Origin of the sequence: Rahnella sp. PAMC25617 (genome assembly GCF_050606005.1) — a bacterium.
Taxonomy (GTDB): Bacteria; Pseudomonadota; Gammaproteobacteria; order Enterobacterales; family Enterobacteriaceae; genus Rahnella; species Rahnella variigena.
Window position 1 is genome coordinate 50,468 of record NZ_JBOCUM010000019.1, and the last position, 19,850, is coordinate 70,317.

Here is a 19,850-nt window from a genome sequence, read left to right on the forward strand (position 1 = left end):
TACAGACAAGGATTAAGGACAATATCATGAGCAGAAGCATAGATATTATCTCTCGCAAAACGTCGCTGAAGAACGAATTCACTGCCCAGGGAAATACGGCACTCGCAATGAACGAATCGGGCATCGTGGTTATTCATGACTCGGTGAAAAATGTCGCCAGCTATGAACGTAGCGGTAATGACCTGATTATTCATATGCAGGATGGCTCGGTCATCCGTTGTGTAGGATATTTTGAGAATATCGGTCAGGATAATGAAAATAAACTGGTTTTCCAGGATGAAAATCAGCAACTGACCGAAATTGATTTCACCGATGCAACAGCGGCGCATGATACGGCTGCCTTTACGGTTCATGCGGTTGAAACGCCCCTCGCCGGCCTCGAACCTTTACTGCTCAGCACCACGGAAGTCAGTGTTGAATGGCCCTATTTGCTGGCTGGCGTGCTGGGTGCAGGTGCCGTGGGTGCGTTGCTGGGCCACAGCGGCGGCAGTGACGAAAAAACAAAAGTCATTGATAACACGAAAGATGTCGAAGTCGCCCGTCCAACCTTCCTGGTGACGGATACGCAGGGTGACAGCCAGGGCATTCTTGCCAATCAGGCTGTGACCGATGACGTGCGTCCTACTTTCACCGGCACCGGTAATCCGGGGGCTGAAATTTCTATTGTGGATGCCAGCGGAAAAATTATCGCGACGACGCTGGTCGATGCCAGCGGACAGTGGACGGCGCAGCTCGCGCCTCAGTCTGCGGGATCTCATACCTACATTGTGGTTCAGGAAAGCAATGGTTCCAGCACCAGCGCGGGTTCCATTACGCTCAACATCGTGACCGAAAAAGCGTCACTGAGTGTCGATACGCTGGCCGGAGATAACGTGCTGAATGCCGCAGAAGCGGGCGCAGATGTTTCCCTGTCTGGCCAAAGCGCGAATCTGGCCGCGGGAACCACCGTGACGGTTTCCCTCAATGGTTCAAGCTGGCAGACCACCGTGGCGGCAGACGGCAGCTGGTCGGTCAATGTCCCGGCTGCGGATGCGCAGGCCCTTGCCGACGGCGTGTATACCGTTCAGGTCAGCGGCGTGGATCGCGCGGGCAATACCATTACCTCCAGCTCGACCTTAACGGTTGATACCCATCTTCCTGCGCTGGTGATTAACACTGTCGCGGGAGACGATATTCTCAATGCCGCAGAAGCAGGTCAGCCACTGACGCTCAGCGGGACGTCGGATGCCGGAGCCGGGCAGGTTGTGACGCTGCTGCTTAACGGTATCGCCTACAGCGCAACCGTGGATGCCAATGGTCACTGGTCGGTGGATGTCCCTGCTGCCCATGCGGGCGTACTCAAAGACGGAAATGTCACTGTCAGCGCCTCGGTCAGCGATACGGCGGGGAACAGCACCTCCACCACGCACGATGTACTGGTCGATACGACGGTTCCGTTCGTCACCATCAATACCATCGCCGGTGACAATATCCTCAACAGCGCAGAGCAAACTCAGGCGCAAATCGTCAGCGGCACCAGTACCGGTGGAGAAGCTGGCGACACCGTGACGCTGCTCATTAATGGCCAGACTTATACCACCACGCTGGCAGCTGATGGCTCATGGAGTGTCGGTTTACCGGCGTCCGTGTTCAGTTCACTGGCGGATGGCAGTTACGAAGTCAACGTCAGCATCACTGATAAAGCGGGCAACACGGGCTCGCAGTCAACATCAGTACTGGTTGCTTCAGAAGTGCCGGAACTGGCAATCAATACCGTTGCCACCGACGACGTCATTAATGCCATTGAAAAGGGTGAAGCGCTGGAAATCAGCGGGACCAGCAACAGTGCCGATGGCACGCCGGTTACCCTGACGCTGAACGGCATTACTTACACTGGTACCGTATCCGGCGGTAACTGGACGGTCACCGTTCCGGCCACCGATGTTTCAAAACTCGGCGAAGCAACCTATACCCTTTCCGCCAGCATCACTGACGCTGAAGGTAACAGCGGTTCAGCCACACACAACGTGGTTGTCGACTCCGTTCTGCCGAATGTCACCATTGCAGTCACGGCAGGCGACGACATTATTAATGCCACTGAAATCGACGCCGATCAGCTGATCAGCGGGAAGGTCACCAATGCGGCGGCGGGCGATGTCGTTACTGTCACCGTGGGTGGCAATGTCTATACCGCGACAGTGCAGAACGACCTGAGCTGGAGCGTCAGCGTACCTTCTGCGGACCTGAAAGGGTTCGGCGACGGCGACCTGACTATCAGCGCATCCGTCACCAATCAGCACGGCAACACCGGCACCAACGATCGCGAGATCAACATCGACGCCGGTCTGCCGGGTCTGCGCATTGATACGGTTGCGGGCGACGATATCGTCAACAGCATCGAGATCCAGCAGAACCAGATCGTCAGCGGTACCAGCACCGACATCGCGGCAGGAAGTTCAGTCACCGTGACCATCAACGGCGTGGATTATCAGGCGACCGTGGGTGCGAACGGCGCATGGTCTGCGGCGGTTCCGGCAGCGGACGTGGCGAACTGGCCTGCGGGTCAGCTTGCCATAAGCGTCAGCGGCTCTGATGTCTCCGGCAACTCTGTCACCATCTCCAGTAACGTGACCGTTGATCTGAGCAGCCTCGCCATTGCGATTGATACGATTGCTGCAGACGACATCATAAACGCAGCAGAAAAAGCGGCAGACCTGACGCTGAGCGGTTCAACCCAAAACGTCGAAGCCGGTCAGATCGTGACTGTGAATTTCGCGGGTCACACCTATACCGCGACCGTTGGCACAGACGGCATCTGGAGCGTAACTGTTCCTGCAGCGGATATGCGCACTCTGAAAGACGGTGACGCGACAGTCAGCGTCAGTGTGACCAATGCGGCGGGCAACAGCGTGGGCGCAGCACAGGATGTGACGGTTGATACCGTTGCGCCAGCCATCACCATCAACACCATCGCCGGTGACAACGTGCTGAACAGCGCGGAAGCCGGTGCAGATGTGGTGCTGAGCGGGACATCTACCGCCGAAGCCGGTCAGATCGTCACTGTCACTTTGAACGGCAAAGATTACACCGCGACCGTTGGCACCGACGGCAGCTGGAGCACTTCTGTTCCGGCAGCGGACGCCTCGGCGCTGACTGATGGCACGTACTCTGTGAATGCCACGGTGAAAGACGTGGCGGGCAACAGCTCTTCTGTCAGCGGTTCAGTTCTGGTGGATATCACTGCGCCAGCTCTGACCATCAACACCGTGTCAGCCGACGACGTGATCAACGCGCAGGAGCATCAGCAGAACCTGATGATCTCCGGCGGTTCCACAGGCGTTCCGGCGGGCGGATTAGTCACCGTTGAAATCGACGGACACAGCTACACGGCAGCCGTTGATGCGAACGGCAACTGGAGCGTTGGCGTACCGGCAAATGTAGTCAGCACCCTGACCGACGGTTCCTACACCGTCAGCGCAAGCGTCAAAGATGCCGCAGGCAACGACGGTTCCGTCACGCACGACGTCACTGTCGACACCGTTGCGCCGGTTCTGACTATCAATACCGTTGCGGCCGATGACGTGATTAACGCCATCGAAAAAGGTGAAGCCCTGACCGTCAGCGGCACCAGCAATGGTACCGACGGCAGCGTGATTACGCTGAACCTCAACGGCCAGAACTACACCGCAACGGTTACTAACGGCACGTGGACGCTGAACGTTCCGGCGTCCGACGTCGCGAAACTGGGCGAAGCAGATTACACCCTGACCGCCAGCAGCACCGACGCGGCGGGCAACACCGGCAGCACGACTCACGACGTGCTGGTCGACAGTTCGCTGCCGTCCGTGAGCATCAGCCCGGTCGCCACAGATAACATCGTTAACGCCACTGAAATCAACGCCGATCAGACCATCAGCGGGAAGGTCACCAATGCGGCGGCGGGCGATACCGTCACCATTACTTTGGGCGGCAAAACCTATACGGCTGAAGTACAAAGTGACCTGAGCTGGAGCGTCAGCGTACCTTCTGCGGACCTGAAAGGGTTCGGCGACGGCGACCTGACGATTTCCGCTAGCGTCACTAATCAGCACGGCAACACCGGCACCAACGATCGTGAGATCAATATCGATGCCGGTCTGCCGGGTCTGCGCATTGATACGGTGGCGGGCGACGATATCGTCAACAGCATCGAGATTAATCAGAACCAGATTGTCAGCGGCACCAGCACCGATATCGCAGCGGGCAGCAGCGTGACCGTGACCATCAACGGCGTCGATTATCAGGCGACCGTCGGCGCGAACGGCGCGTGGTCTGCGGCGGTTCCGGCAGCGGACGTGGCGAACTGGCCAGCGGGTGCGTTGAATATCAGCGTGACCGGCACCGATGCTTCGGGTAACTCAGTGACGATTTCTAATAACGTCACCGTCGATCTGAGCAGCGTGGCGATCACCGTCGATACCATCGCGGTGGACGACATGATCAATGCCGCCGAAAAAGCGGCAGATCTGACGCTGACGGGGTCGACGCAAAACGTCGAAGCCGGACAGACCGTGACCGTGAATTTCGCGGGTCACACCTATACCGCAACCGTCGGCACCGACGGCAGCTGGAGCGTGAAAGTTCCGGCAGGCGATATGACCGGTTTGAAAGACGGCGACGTCACCGCAACAGCAAGCGTCACTAACGTCGCGGGTAACAGCGCCAGCGCAGCGAATACGGCGGAAGTGGACGCGTCTGCGCCAGCCATCACCATCAATACCATCGCCGGTGACAATGTGCTCAACAGCGCGGAAGCCGGTGCAGATGTGGTGCTGAGCGGGACATCTACCGCCGAAGCCGGTCAGAGCGTCACTGTCACTTTGAACGGCAATGAATACACCGCGACCGTTGGCACTGACGGCAGCTGGAGCACTTCAGTTCCGGCGGCGGACGCCTCGGCGCTGACCGACGGCACGTACTCTGTGAACGCCACGGTGAAAGATGTCGCCGGTAACAGCAGCAGCGTCAGTGGTTCGGTTCTGGTGGATATCACTGCGCCAGCTCTGACCATCAACACCGTGTCAGCCGACGACGTGATCAACGCGCAGGAGCATCAGCAGAACCTGATGATCTCCGGCGGTTCCACGGGCGTTCCGGCTGGCGGTCTGGTGACCGTTGACATCGACGGCCACAGCTACACCGCCGCCGTGGATGCCAATGGCAACTGGAGCGTCGGGGTTCCGGCGGACGTGGTCAGCACCCTGACCGACGGTTCCTACACCGTCAGCGCAAGCGTCAAAGATGCCGCAGGCAACGACGGTTCCGTGACCCACGACGTCACTGTCGACACCGTTGCGCCGGTTCTGACTATCAATACCGTGGCTGCTGATGACGTGATCAACGCCATCGAGAAAGGTGAAGCCCTGACCGTCAGCGGTACCAGCAACGGCGCGGACGGCAGCGTGATTACGCTGAATCTCAACGGCCAGAACTACACTGCGACCGTCAGCAACGGCGCGTGGACGCTGAACGTTCCGGCGTCCGACATCGCGAAACTCGGCGAAGCGGATTACACCCTGACCGCCAGCAGCACTGACGCGGCGGGCAACACCGGCAGCACCACGCACGATGTTCTGGTCGACAGTTCGCTGCCGTCCGTGAGCATCAGCCCGGTCGCCACCGACAACATCGTTAACGCGACGGAAATCAACGCCGATCAGACCATCAGCGGCAAGGTCACCAACGCGGCGGCGGGCGATACCGTCACCCTTACGCTGGGCGGCAAAACTTACACCGCTGAAGTGCAGAACGACCTGAGCTGGAGCGTCAGCGTACCTTCTGCGGATCTGAAAGGGTTCGGCGACGGTGACCTGACTATCAGCGCATCCGTGACCAATCAGCACGGCAACACCGGCACCAACGATCGCGAGATCAACATCGACGCCGGTCTGCCGGGTCTGCGCATCAATACGGTGGCTGGCGACGATGTCGTCAACAGCATCGAGATTAATCAGAACCAGATTGTCAGCGGCACCAGCACCGACATCGCAGCGGGAAGTTCAGTCACCGTGACCATCAACGGCGTCGATTATGCGGCGACCGTCGGCGCGAACGGCGCGTGGTCTGCGGCGGTTCCTTCTTCTGATGTAGCGAACTGGCCTGCGGGTGCGTTGAATATCAGCGTGACCGGCACCGACGTGTCCGGCAACAGCGTAACCATCTCGAACAACGTCACCGTCGATCTGAGCAGCGTGGCGATCACCGTGGATACCATCGCGGTGGACGACATCATCAATGCGGCAGAAAAAGCGGCAGATCTGACGCTGACGGGGTCGACGCAAAACGTCGAAGCCGGTCAGATCGTGACCGTGAACTTCGCGGGTCACACTTACACTACGACCGTTGGCACCGACGGCAGCTGGAGTGTGAAAGTTCCGGCAGGAGATATGACCAGCCTGAAAGACGGCGACGTCACCGCCACCGCCAGCGTTACCAATGTGGCAGGCAACAGCGCCAGCGCAGCGAATACGGCGGAAGTGGACGCGTCTGCGCCGGTTATCACCATCAACACCATCGCCGGTGACAACGTGCTCAACAGCGCGGAAGCCGGTGCAGATGTGGTACTGAGCGGGACGTCTACCGCCGAAGCGGGTCAGGTGGTAACCCTCACCCTGAACGGCAAAGATTACACCGCGACCGTTGGCACCGACGGCACCTGGAGCACGTCTGTTCCGGCGGCGGACGCCTCGGCGCTGACTGACGGCACGTACTCTGTGAACGCGACGGTGAAAGACGTGGCGGGCAACAGCTCTTCTGTCAGCGGTTCGGTTCTGGTGGATATCACTGCGCCAGCTCTGACTATCAACACCGTTTCCGCCGACGACGTGATCAACGCGCAGGAGCATCAGCAGAACCTGATGATCTCCGGTGGCAGCACAGGCGTTCCGGCGGGCGGTCTGGTGACCGTTGACATCGACGGCCACAGCTACACCGCCGCCGTGGATGCGAACGGCAACTGGAGCGTCGGGGTTCCTGCTAACGTGGTCAGCACCCTGACCGACGGAAGCTATACCGTAACGGCTTCTGTGAAAGATGCCGCAGGCAACGACGGTTCCGTCACGCACGACGTCACGGTTGATACCGTTGCGCCGGTTCTGACCATTAACACCGTTGCAGCCGACGACGTGATCAACGCCATCGAAAAAGGCGAAGCCCTGACCGTCAGCGGCACCAGCAATGGCGCGGACGGCAGCGTGATTACGCTGAACCTCAACGGCCAGAACTACACTGCGACCGTCAGCAACGGCGCGTGGACGCTGAACGTTCCGGCATCCGACGTCGCGAAACTCGGTGAAGCGGATTACACCCTGACCGCCAGCAGCACTGACGCGGCGGGTAACACCGGCAGCACGACGCACGATGTTCTGGTCGACAGTTCGCTGCCGTCCGTGAGCATCAGCCCGGTCGCCACTGACAACATCGTTAACGCGACGGAAATCAACGCCGATCAGCTGATCAGCGGGAAGGTCACCAACGCGGCGGCGGGCGATACCGTCACCCTTACGCTGGGCGGCAAAACCTATACGGCTGAAGTACAAAGTGACCTGAGCTGGAGCGTCAGCGTACCTTCTGCGGATCTGAAAGGGTTCGGCGACGGCGACCTGACGATTTCCGCCAGCGTCACTAATCAGCACGGCAACACCGGCACCAACGAGCGTGAGATCAACATTGACGCCGGTCTGCCGGGTCTGCGTATTGATACCGTTGCTGGCGACGATGTGATCAACAGCATCGAGATCCAGCAGAACCAGATTGTCAGCGGCACCAGCACCGATATCGCCGCAGGAAGTTCAGTCACCGTGACCATCAACGGCGTCGATTATCAGGCGACCGTTGGCGCGAACGGCGCGTGGTCTGCTGCGGTTCCGGCAGCGGACGTGGCGAACTGGCCTGCGGGTGCGTTGAATATCAGCGTGACCGGCAGCGATGCTTCGGGTAACTCAGTGACCATCTCGAACAACGTCACCGTCGATCTGAGCAGCGTGGCGATCACCGTGGATACCATCGCGGTGGACGACATGATCAATGCCGCCGAAAAAGCGGCAGACCTGACGCTGAGCGGTTCAACCCAAAACGTCGAAGCCGGTCAGACCGTGACCGTGAACTTTGCGGGTCATACGTACACCGCGACTGTGCAGGACAACGGCAGCTGGAGCGTGAAGGTTCCGGCAGGCGATATGACCAGCCTGAAAGACGGCGACGTCACTGCAACAGCAAGCGTTACCAACGTGGCAGGTAACAGCGCCAGCGCAGCGAATACCGCCGAAGTGGATGCCTCTGCGCCAGCCATCACCATCAACACCATCGCCGGTGATAACGTGCTCAACAGCGCGGAAGCCGGTGCAGATGTGGTACTGAGCGGCACGTCGACGGCAGAAGCCGGTCAGGTGGTGACCATCACCCTGAACGGCAAAGATTACACCGCGACCGTCGGCACTGACGGCACCTGGAGCACTTCTGTTCCGGCGGCGGACGCCTCGGCGCTGACTGACGGCACGTACTCTGTGAATGCCACGGTGAAAGATGTCGCCGGTAACAGCTCTTCTGTCAGCGGTTCGGTGCTGGTGGATATCACTCCACCAGCTCTGACTATCAACACCGTTTCCGCCGACGACGTGATCAACGCGCAGGAGCATCAGCAGAACCTGTTGATCTCCGGTGGCAGCACGGGCGTTCCGGCTGGCGGTCTGGTGACCGTTGAAATCGACGGCCACAGTTATACTGCCGCCGTGGATGCCAATGGCAACTGGAGCGTCGGGGTTCCGGCGGACGTGGTCAGCACCCTGACCGACGGAAGCTATACCTTAACGGCTTCTGTGAAAGATGCCGCAGGCAACGACGGTTCCGTCACCCACAACGTCACTGTCGACACCGTTGCGCCGGTTCTGACCATTAACACCGTTGCAGCCGACGATGTGATCAACGCCATCGAAAAAGGCGAAGCGCTGACCGTCAGCGGCACCAGCAACGGCGCGGACGGCAGCGTGATTACGCTGAATCTCAACGGGCAGAACTACACCGCAACGGTTACTAACGGCGCGTGGACGCTTAACGTTCCGGCGTCCGATGTCGCGAAACTCGGCGAAGCGGATTACACCCTGACCGCCAGCAGCACCGACGCGGCGGGCAACACCGGCAGCGCGACGCACGACGTGCTGGTCGACAGTTCGCTGCCGTCCGTGAGCATCAGCCCGGTCGCCACCGATAACATCGTTAACGCGACTGAAATCAACGCCGATCAGACCATCAGCGGCAAAGTCACCAACGCCGCAGCGGGCGATACCGTCACCCTTACGCTGGGCGGCAAAACTTACACCGCTGAAGTGCAGGACGACCTGAGCTGGAGCGTCAGCGTACCTTCTGCCGATCTGAAAGGATTTGGCGACGGCGACCTGACGATTTCCGCCAGCGTGACCAATCAGCACGGCAACACCGGCACCAACGATCGTGAGATCAATATCGACGCCGGTCTGCCGGGTCTGCGCATTGATACGGTGGCGGGCGACGATGTCGTCAACAGCATCGAGATTAATCAGAACCAGATTGTCAGCGGCACCAGCACCGATATCGCAGCAGGTAGCAGCGTGACCGTGACCATCAACGGCGTCGATTATCAGGCGACCGTCGGCGCGAACGGCGCGTGGTCTGCGGCGGTTCCTTCTTCTGATGTGGCGAACTGGCCTGCGGGTGCGTTGAATATCAGCGTGACCGGCACCGATGCTTCAGGTAACTCAGTGACGATTTCGAACAACGTCACCGTCGATCTGAGCAGCGTGGCGATCACCGTCGATACCATCGCGGTGGACGACATGATCAATGCCGCCGAAAAAGCGGCAGACCTGACGCTGAGCGGTTCAACCCAAAACGTCGAAGCCGGTCAGACCGTGACCGTGAATTTCGCGGGTCACACCTATACCGCGACTGTGCAGGACAACGGCAGCTGGAGCGTGAAAGTTCCGGCTGGCGACATGACCAGCCTGAAAGACGGCGACGTCACCGCAACAGCAAGCGTCACTAACGTCGCGGGTAACAGCGCCAGCGCGGCGAATACGGCGGAAGTGGACGCGTCTGCACCGACGGTAACTATTCAAACCATCAGCGCCAGTGATGTGCTGACCGCCATCAATGCGGGTACTGAGGTCACACTCAGCGGCACCAGTACGGCGCAGGCCGGGCAGACAGTCACTATCACGCTGGGCAGTGAAACTTACACCGCGACGGTAGCCGCAGACGGCACCTGGACAACCGGCGTGCCGAACAGCGTGTTCTCCGATCTGGGCGACGGTTCTTATACCCTGACCGCCAGCGTCAGCGATATCGCAGGTAATCCGGCGACCGCCACCGGCACCGCGCAGGTTGATCTGACCGCGCCGGAAGTCACGATTAATACCGTGGCGGGCGATAACGTCATCAACAGCACCGAACACGGACAGGCGCAGGTGATCAGCGGCACCGTAAGCGGTGTGGACGCGGGTTCTGTGGTCACGGTGACCATCAACAACGTCGATTACCGTGCGGTCAGTGATGGCTCGGGTAACTGGAGCGTCGGGGTTCCGGCGAATGTGGTCAGCGGCCTGAATGATGGCAGCTACACCATCACCGCGAAGGTTACGGACACTGCCGGAAATACCGGTTCTGCCAGTCGTGACGTGACGGTGGAAACCACTGCGCCGGTATTTGTCATCAATGACATGGCGGGTGGCGATAACATTCTTAACGCTGCCGAAGCGCAGACCACGCTGACTGTCACCGGTACGGTGACAGGGCTGGCTGATGGCGCGACAGTTATCGTGACGCTTAACGGCCTGAACTATCAGGGTACCGTCAACGGCGGCGTCTGGAGTGCAGATATTCCGGCCAGCGATCTGGCGAACCTGGGGCAGGCGCTTTATCAGGTCAGCGTCAGCGGCACCGACGTTTATGGCAACAGCGGGTCTTCGGCTAAAACGCTGCAAACCTCCTCCGACAGCCCGGCGGTGACCATTAATACGGTCGCCGGTGATGACGTGATCAACGCCACTGAAATCACGCAGGATCAGGTGATCAGCGGCACCGTCACACATGCGGAAGCGGGACAAACCGTCACCGTGACCGTGGGCGGTAAAACCTACACCGCAGAGGTGCAGAACGATCTCTCCTGGAGCCTGACCGTTCCGGCAGCCGATCTGGCCGCCATGGGCGACGGCAGCCTGAACATTTCCGCCAGCGTGACCAACACCAGCGGCAACAGCGGTTCCGGTGAACGCGATATCGTCATTGATGCGGCAATCCCGGGTCTGCGCATCGACACCATTGCCGGCGACGATATCGTCAACAGCATCGAAATTAATCAGAACCAGATTGTCAGCGGTACCAGCACCGGTCTGGCCGCGGGCAGCAGCGTGACCGTGACCATCAACGGCGTCGATTATGCGGCGACCGTCGGCGCAGGCGGCAAGTGGTCAGCGGCAGTTCCTGCGGCTGACGTGGCGAACTGGCCTGCCGGTGAGCTGACGGTCTCTGTGAGCGGCACCAGTACAGCGGGCAACAGCGTCACCATCAGCAATGACATCACCGTTGATCTCAGCAGCGTCAGTATCGCCATCGATACGGTTTCCACTGACAACATGCTGAATGCCGCAGAGAAAGCGGCAGATTTAACCCTGAGCGGTACTACGTTAAACGTTGAAGCTGGTCAGACGGTGACTGTTATTTTTGCGGGTCACAGCTACACCACTCAGGTGCAAACCGGTGGGACATGGAGCCTGACCGTTCCGGCTGCGGATATGACCCTGCTGAAAGATGGCGATGCCTCAATTCAGGTGTCGGTAACCAACACTGCCGGTAACAGCGCCAGTGCGGCACAGGATGTGACGGTTGATACCGTTGCTCCAGCCATCACCATCAATACCATCGCCGGTGACAATGTGCTCAACAGCGCGGAAGCCGGTGCAGATGTGGTACTGAGCGGGACGTCTACCGCCGAAGCGGGTCAGGTGGTGACCCTCACCCTGAACGGCAAAGATTACACCGCGACCGTCGGCACCGACGGCAGCTGGAGCACGTCGGTTCCGGCGGCGGACGCCTCGGCGCTGACTGATGGCACGTACTCTGTGAATGCCACGGTGAAAGATGTCGCCGGTAACAGCAGCAGCGTCAGCGGTTCGGTGCTGGTGGATATCACTGCGCCAGCTCTGACTATTAACACCGTTTCCGCCGACGACGTGATCAACGCGCAGGAGCATCAGCAGAACCTGATGATCTCCGGTGGTTCCACGGGCGTTCCGGCGGGCGGTCTGGTGACCGTTGACATCGACGGCCACAGCTACACCGCCGCTGTGGATGCCAATGGCAACTGGAGCGTCGGGGTTCCGGCGAACGTGGTCAGCACCCTGACCGACGGAAGCTATACCGTAACGGCTTCTGTGAAAGATGCCGCAGGCAACGACGGTTCAATTACACACGACGTCACGGTTGATACCGTTGCGCCGGTTCTGACCATTAACACCGTTGCAGCCGACGACGTGATCAACGCCATCGAGAAAGGCGAAGCCCTGACCGTCAGCGGTACCAGCAACGGCGCGGACGGCAGCGTGATTACGCTGAATCTCAACGGCCAGAACTACACCGCGACCGTCAGCAACGGCGCGTGGACGCTGAACGTTCCGGCTTCCGACGTCGCGAAACTCGGCGAAGCGGATTACACCCTGACCGCCAGCAGCATCGACGCGGCGGGCAACACCGGCAGCACCACGCACGATGTTCTGGTCGACAGTTCGCTGCCGTCCGTGAGCATCAGCCCGGTCGCCACAGATAACATCGTTAACGCCACTGAAATCAACGCCGATCAGACCATCAGCGGCAAGGTTACCAACGCCGCAGCGGGCGACACCGTCACCCTTACGCTGGGCGGCAAAACTTACACCGCTGAAGTGCAGAACGACCTGAGCTGGAGCGTCAGCGTACCTTCTGCCGACCTGAAAGGATTTGGCGACGGCGACCTGACGATTTCCGCCAGCGTGACCAATCAGCACGGCAACACCGGCAGCGCCGATCGCGAGATCAATATCGACGCCGGTCTGCCGGGTCTGCGTATCAACACCGTGGCTGGCGACGATGTCGTCAACAGCATCGAGATCCAGCAGAACCAGATCGTCAGCGGCACCAGCACCGATATCGCAGCGGGCAGCAGTGTCACCGTGACCATCAACGGCGTCGATTATCAGGCGACCGTCGGCGCGAACGGCGCGTGGTCTGCGGCGGTTCCTTCTTCTGATGTGGCGAACTGGCCAGCGGGTGCGTTGAATATCAGCGTGACCGGCAGCGATGCTTCGGGTAACTCAGTGACGATTTCGAATAATGTCACCGTGGATCTGAGCAGCGTGGCGATCTCCGTGGATACCATCGCGGTGGACGACATGATCAATGCCGCCGAAAAAGCGGCAGACCTGACGCTGAGCGGTTCAACCCAAAACGTCGAAGCCGGTCAGACCGTAACCGTGAACTTTGCGGGTCATACGTACACCGCGACCGTGCAGGACAACGGCAGCTGGAGCGTGAAAGTTCCGGCAGGCGATATGACCAGCCTGAAAGACGGCGACGTCACCGCAACCGCCAGCGTTACCAATGTGGCAGGTAACAGCGCGAGTGCGGCGAATACCGCCGAAGTGGATGCCTCTGCGCCAGCTATCACCATCAACACCATCGCCGGTGATAACGTGCTGAACAGCGCGGAAGCGGGCGCGGACGTGGTGCTGAGCGGCACGTCTACCGCCGAAGCCGGTCAGATCGTCACTGTCACTTTGAACGGCAATGAATACACCGCGACCGTCGGCACTGACGGCACCTGGAGCACGTCGGTTCCGGCGGCGGACGCCTCGGCACTGACTGACGGCACCTATTCTGTGAACGCGACGGTGAAAGACGTGGCGGGCAACAGCTCTTCTGTCAGCGGTTCCATTCTGGTTGATATCACTGCGCCGGTCGTCAGCGTGAATACGGTGGCGGGCGACGATGTGATCAACGCGGCGGAACACTCGCAGGCACAGGTGATTACCGGCGGCAGCACCGGCACCCAGCCGGGCAACCTGGTCACGCTGGTGATTGGCGGAGTCACCTATTCCACGGTGGTGGATGCCAGCGGTAACTGGAGTGTCGGCGTTCCGGCAAGTGTGATTAAGGGGCTGGCCTCCGGCGAGAACACGATTTCTGTCAGCATCACCGACAGTGCGGGGAACACCGGCAGCAGCGATCACCTGATCACCGTGAATACCAGTGCGGTCAGCCTGAGCATCGACACGATTGCGCAGGACGACATTATCAATGCGGCGGAAAAGGGCACCAGCCTGACGATTTCTGGCGGCAGCGACATGCTGGCGACGGGTACTGAAGTGACTGTGGTGCTGAACGGGAAAAGTTATACCGCAGAAGTCGGCGCGAACGGCGCATGGACGCTGAGCGTTCCGTCAACCGATCTGGCGGCGATTGCGGACGGTAATTACACCGTGAGCGCCAGTGCCAGCGATGCGGCGGGCAATACGGCCAGCACGACGCACAACGTGGTGGTTGATGCTACCGCGCCTGCGCTGCTGATCAATCCGGTCACTGCCGATGGCATGTTGAATGCCGCCGAACTGGGCCAGCCGCTGACGCTCAGCGGTACGTCTACCGCGCAGCCGGGTCAGACGGTCAGCGTGACGCTCAACAATGAAACCTACACCACCACCGTGAATACCAACGGCACCTGGTCGGTGAATGTTCCGGCGGACGACGTGGCCGCCCTGAAAGACGGCACGCTGACGGTCACCGCCAGCACCACCGACGTGGCGGGGAATCCGGCATCTGCCAATACCTCAGTGATTGTCGATACGGTTGCGCCAACGCTGACCATCAGCACCATCGCCGGTGATGACATCATCAACACAACCGAGCAGCTGGCGGGTCAGACCATCAGCGGCACCACGTCGGCGGAAGCGGGACAGATTGTCACCGTGACCTTTAACAATCGCGAATACCACGCCACCGTCACTACCGGCGGCACGTGGAGCGTGAATGTGCCTGCGGCGGATTTCAACGGCGCGGCAGACGGCAGTTATACCGTCACTGCATCCGTGAAAGATGTGGCGGGTAATCCGGCGGCGACAGATTCTTCTGTCAGCCTCAGCGGTGCCGTACCTGAAATCACCATCAACACCTTCGCGCAGGACGATGTGGTCAGCGCGGCGGAACACAGTGGTCCGCTGGCCATTACCGGTACCTCAACCGCAGCGGCCGGTTCGACCGTGACCGTGACCCTGAACGGCGTGACGTACACCACGCAGGTGGCAAACGATCAGACCTGGACGCTGAACCTGAGCGCCAATGCCGTGAACGCGCTGGCGGATGGTGAGAATTACAGCATCACGGCATCGGTCACCAACAGCATCGGTAACAGCGGTTCGGCCAGCCACGACATTGCGGTCGATACCACCGCGCCATCGATGACCATCAGCATTGATTCGGTCAGCGATGACACCGGTCGCAGCACCAGCGATTTCGTGACCAGCGATAACACCATCACGCTCAAAGGCGCGTTGTCTGCGGCTCTGGGTAACAACGAGTCCGCGCAAATCAGCCTGGATGGCGGGGTGACCTGGACCACGCTGACCGTGACCGGAACCACCTGGAGCTACGCGCAGGGAAGCGCGCTGGCGGATGGCAGTTACACCTATAACGTGCGGGTGATTGACGCGGCGGGTAACGTCGGATCAACGGCGTCGCAGACGGTGGTGATTGACACCGTGGCACCGGACGCCAGCCAGACCATCAGTATCGATGCGATTTCGCAGGATACCGGCCTGAGCAGCAGCGACTTTATCACCAGCGACACCACCATCAACCTGCGCGGCACGCTCGGTGCGGCGCTGGGGGCGGATGAGTACGCACAAATCAGCCTCGACGGTGGCACGACCTGGAATGACGTCAGTATCAGCGGCCTGACCTGGACGTACATCGACGGGCGCACGCTGACCGACGGGGATTACAACTACCAGATGCGGGTGGTGGATCTGGCCGGTAACGTCGGCGCGACCGCCAGTCAGGTGGTCACGATTGATACTACCGCACCGGACAGCAGCAAAACGGTCAGCGTTGATGCCATCAGCACGGATACCGGTCTGAGCAGCACTGACTTCGTAACCAGTGACACCTCGCTGACCGTCACCGGTTCGCTTGGCGCAACGCTGGCTGCCGACGAAGTGGTGCAGGTGAGTGTCGACGGCGGTCTGACGTGGGCGAACGCGACGACGATCGGCACCAGCTGGACATTTACCGATGGCCGCACGCTGACTGACGGTGATTACACCTACAACGTCCGCGTGGTCGATGCGGCGGGTAACGTCGGTAACGTGACCTCGAAAGTGGTTACCGTCGATACCACTGCGCCGGACAGCAGCAAAACCGTGACCATCGACAGCATCACGACGGACACCGGTTCTTCTGCCAGCGATTTTGTCACCAGCGATACCTCGCTGACGGTCAAAGGGTCAATTGGCGCGGAACTGAGTCCGGGTGAAGTGGTGCAGATCAGCATCGATAACGGCGCAACCTGGACCACCGTGACGCTTCAGGGCAGCACCTGGACTTACGTTGATGGCCGCACGCTGACTGACGGGCAGACGCTGTATCAGGTTCGCGTGGTGGATCAGGCCGGGAACGTCGGTCAGACCGCGCAGCAGGTGGTGACGATTGACACCACCGCGCCGACGCAAATCATCACCATTGAAGCGATCAGCAATGATACCGGCGATTCCGCCAGTGACTTCATCACCAGCGACAATACGCTGACGATGACCGGTTCACTGAGCGCGGCACTCGCCACCGATGAAAGGGCGCAAATCAGCCTCGACGGCGGTAAAACCTGGTCTGACGTGGTGGTGAACGGTCTGGGCTGGAGCTATGACGCGACCGGCACCGTGCTGGCGGACGGTAATTACAACGTGCAGGTTCGGGTTATCGATCAGGCGGGCAACATCGGCACCATCGGCAGCCAGACCGTGGTTATTGACACGCTGAACCCTGAAGCCGTGGCGACCATCGTTCAGTATTCCGATGACGAAGGCGATCGCACGGGTTCGTTCGGTTCCGGCACGTACACCGATGAAACTGCACCGACGCTGAGCGGCACGCTGAGCAAGGCGCTGGCCGATGGCGAAGTGCTGAAAATCTACCGTAACGGCGTGTATGTCGGCGTCGCCACGGTGGTCGGTCTGGCGTGGACCTTCTCCGATTCAGCGCTGGCGGACGGCACGTATATCTATGTGGCGAAATCGCAGGATCTGGCGGGGAACACCACGTCGTCCACTGATTTCACCCTGACGGTAGATACGTCGATTCCGACCACGATTGCCACCGTGACGCCGGAATCTACGCAGGATACGACGCCGATCATCAGCGGTACCTTGTCCGAAGCACTGGGCGAAGGGATGTATGTGCAGGTGGTGGTGAACGGCGTGACCTACACGTCGGAAACCGGCGGCGCCGTGGTGGTCGATCCGCTGAACAACACCTGGTATCTGCAGGTGCCGGGCGCGCTCGGACTGGCAAGTTATGACGTGACCGCGCAGGTCAGAAGCAGCGCAGGTAACGGTAACGATGCCGGCATCAGCACCAGCGCGGTAGTGATTTATGCAGAAACGGCGGTGGACACCAGCTGGGCGACCACGGCCAGCGGCGCTTACACCAACTCGCTGGCATTCAGCCTGAACAGTAACGGCTTGTGGAACATTGTTTCTGGCATGTCGGACTACAGCAGTACGGGACTGAACAACTATACCGCCACCACGCTGACCAACTCCCGCGGTAACTATGTGGTGAGTTATACCCTGGCAGATACCGACCGTAACGGCACGTCTGATATTTATGCGTCAGAAACCATTTACACCAACTATCAGCAGGTGATGTGGAAGGCCAATACGGACGGGACGTATACGCAGGGTGTTCAGGGAACGGGCGTGCTGATCTACTGGGGCGGCGTGATTGCTTACGATAAAACCGGCGATGGCTGGATTGATCTGGCATACGGCGATTCGGGCGGCGACTCCCGTACCTATCTGGTCAATAACAATGGCGTGCTGACCGTCGATGGTACCAATGGTGCGGCAGGTCTGGCCGGGATTTCTTATCGTGAAATCTCCGGTGTGGATATCAACAACGACGGTACCGTGGACATCGTTCAGCACACCAACCGCAGCGGCGTGTATGCCCTGTCGGTTGCCAGCAACAATGGCTCCGGCACGCTGACCGAAACGCAGGTTCTGGCGAACGTCTTTGTCCCGAATGAAAACAATCAGACCAGCGCGGCGTCGATGACCTGGGGTGATTTCAACGGAGACGGGTACATGGACCTGTATCTGGCGACCAGCCGTAACTCGGGTTCCTCCACCAACTACGGCGGGGTGATCTACTACAACGACGGTAACGGCAATCTGTTGAGTTCCACCACGCAGGTTGAGACAGCCACCACTAACTCGTCAGCGGGCGGTTATCTGTCAGCCGCCGTGGACTGGGACGGTGACGGTGATATGGACATCATCAAGTTCAGCACCTATTCCGGCAGCCAGAAGGCCACGCTGTATCTTAACGACGGCACCGGCAAGGGCTGGACCAGCAGCGCGCTGGCTTCGTCACTGGTCAACGTGACGGGGATTGCGACCCTCGATTACGACTGGAACGGGACGCAGGATCTGCTGGTATCGCAGGCTAACGGCAAAGTGGTGTACATCGCTAACAACAGCACGATTGCTGACGGCACGGCGATCCACCTGCGCATTCTCGACGGCGAAGGGATGAACGTGTTCTACGGCAACACCGTGCAGCTTTATAACTCTGCCGGTGAACTGGTGGCCTCACAGATCATCAACGCCCAGTCAGGTATCGGTATTAACGATGCCTCGGCGCTGGTGAATTTCTACGGGCTGGATCCGAATGAAACCTATTCGGCAGTGCTGGTACGTAACATCAACGGCGTGTCATCCAATGCGACCTGGAATGACCTGACCGCAGGCGATGGCACCAGCAGCTACTCGTTAACCGCAGATGCGGCAACCGGCGGTAACAGCGGGACGATCACCGGTACCGGCTACAACGATACATTTATCGCGGAAAGCGGCACCTATGTGTACAACGGCTCCGGCGGCTGGAGCACCACGTCAGACCATGCGACATGGAGCGCCACCGGCGGTCAGGACATCGTCGATTTCCGCAATGCCACCAGCGGCGTCACAGTGGATCTGAGCAGCAGTAACGCGCAGAACACCGGGTTCAACACGTCAACCTTCAGGGATATCGAAGGGATTGCCGGATCGAACTATGACGATGTGTTCACCGGCAGTGCGGGCGATAACGTGTTCGAAGGGCGCGGCGGCAACGATACCTTCAACTTAGGCAACGGCGGGCACGACACGCTGCTGTACAAGTTGCTGGACAGCGCTGACGCCACCGGCGGTAACGGCTCGGATACCATCAACGGCTTTACGGTCGGCACATGGGAAGGCACGGCGAACTCAGACCGTCTGGATCTGAGCGAGCTGTTGCAGTCCGGCGGTTACACCGGCACGGGCTCGGCCAGCTACGTCAATGGCGTGGCGACGCTCGATGCCTCGGCGGGCAACATCACCGATTACCTGTCGGTGACCACAGAAGGCAACAATACCGTCATCAAGGTGGATATGGATGGCAGTGGTTCAGCGCAGTCGATGACGACCATCGCCACGCTGAATAACGTGCATACCGATCTGGCGACGTTGCTGGCGAACCATCAGCTGATTGTCGGTTAATCAGTCGCAGAGCGGAGCAGGGGAAATACCCTGTTCCGC

1 protein-coding gene is annotated in these 19,850 nt (G+C 59.8%); it reads left to right on the top strand.

What is annotated here, in order from left to right; genetic code table 11:
* Nucleotides 1–26: 26 nt before the first annotated feature.
* Nucleotides 27–19,811, top strand: coding sequence for an Ig-like domain-containing protein (locus tag ACM615_RS21760; protein ID WP_431012517.1), 19,785 nt, complete (start codon nt 27–29; stop codon nt 19,809–19,811).
* Nucleotides 19,812–19,850: the final 39 nt, after the last annotated feature.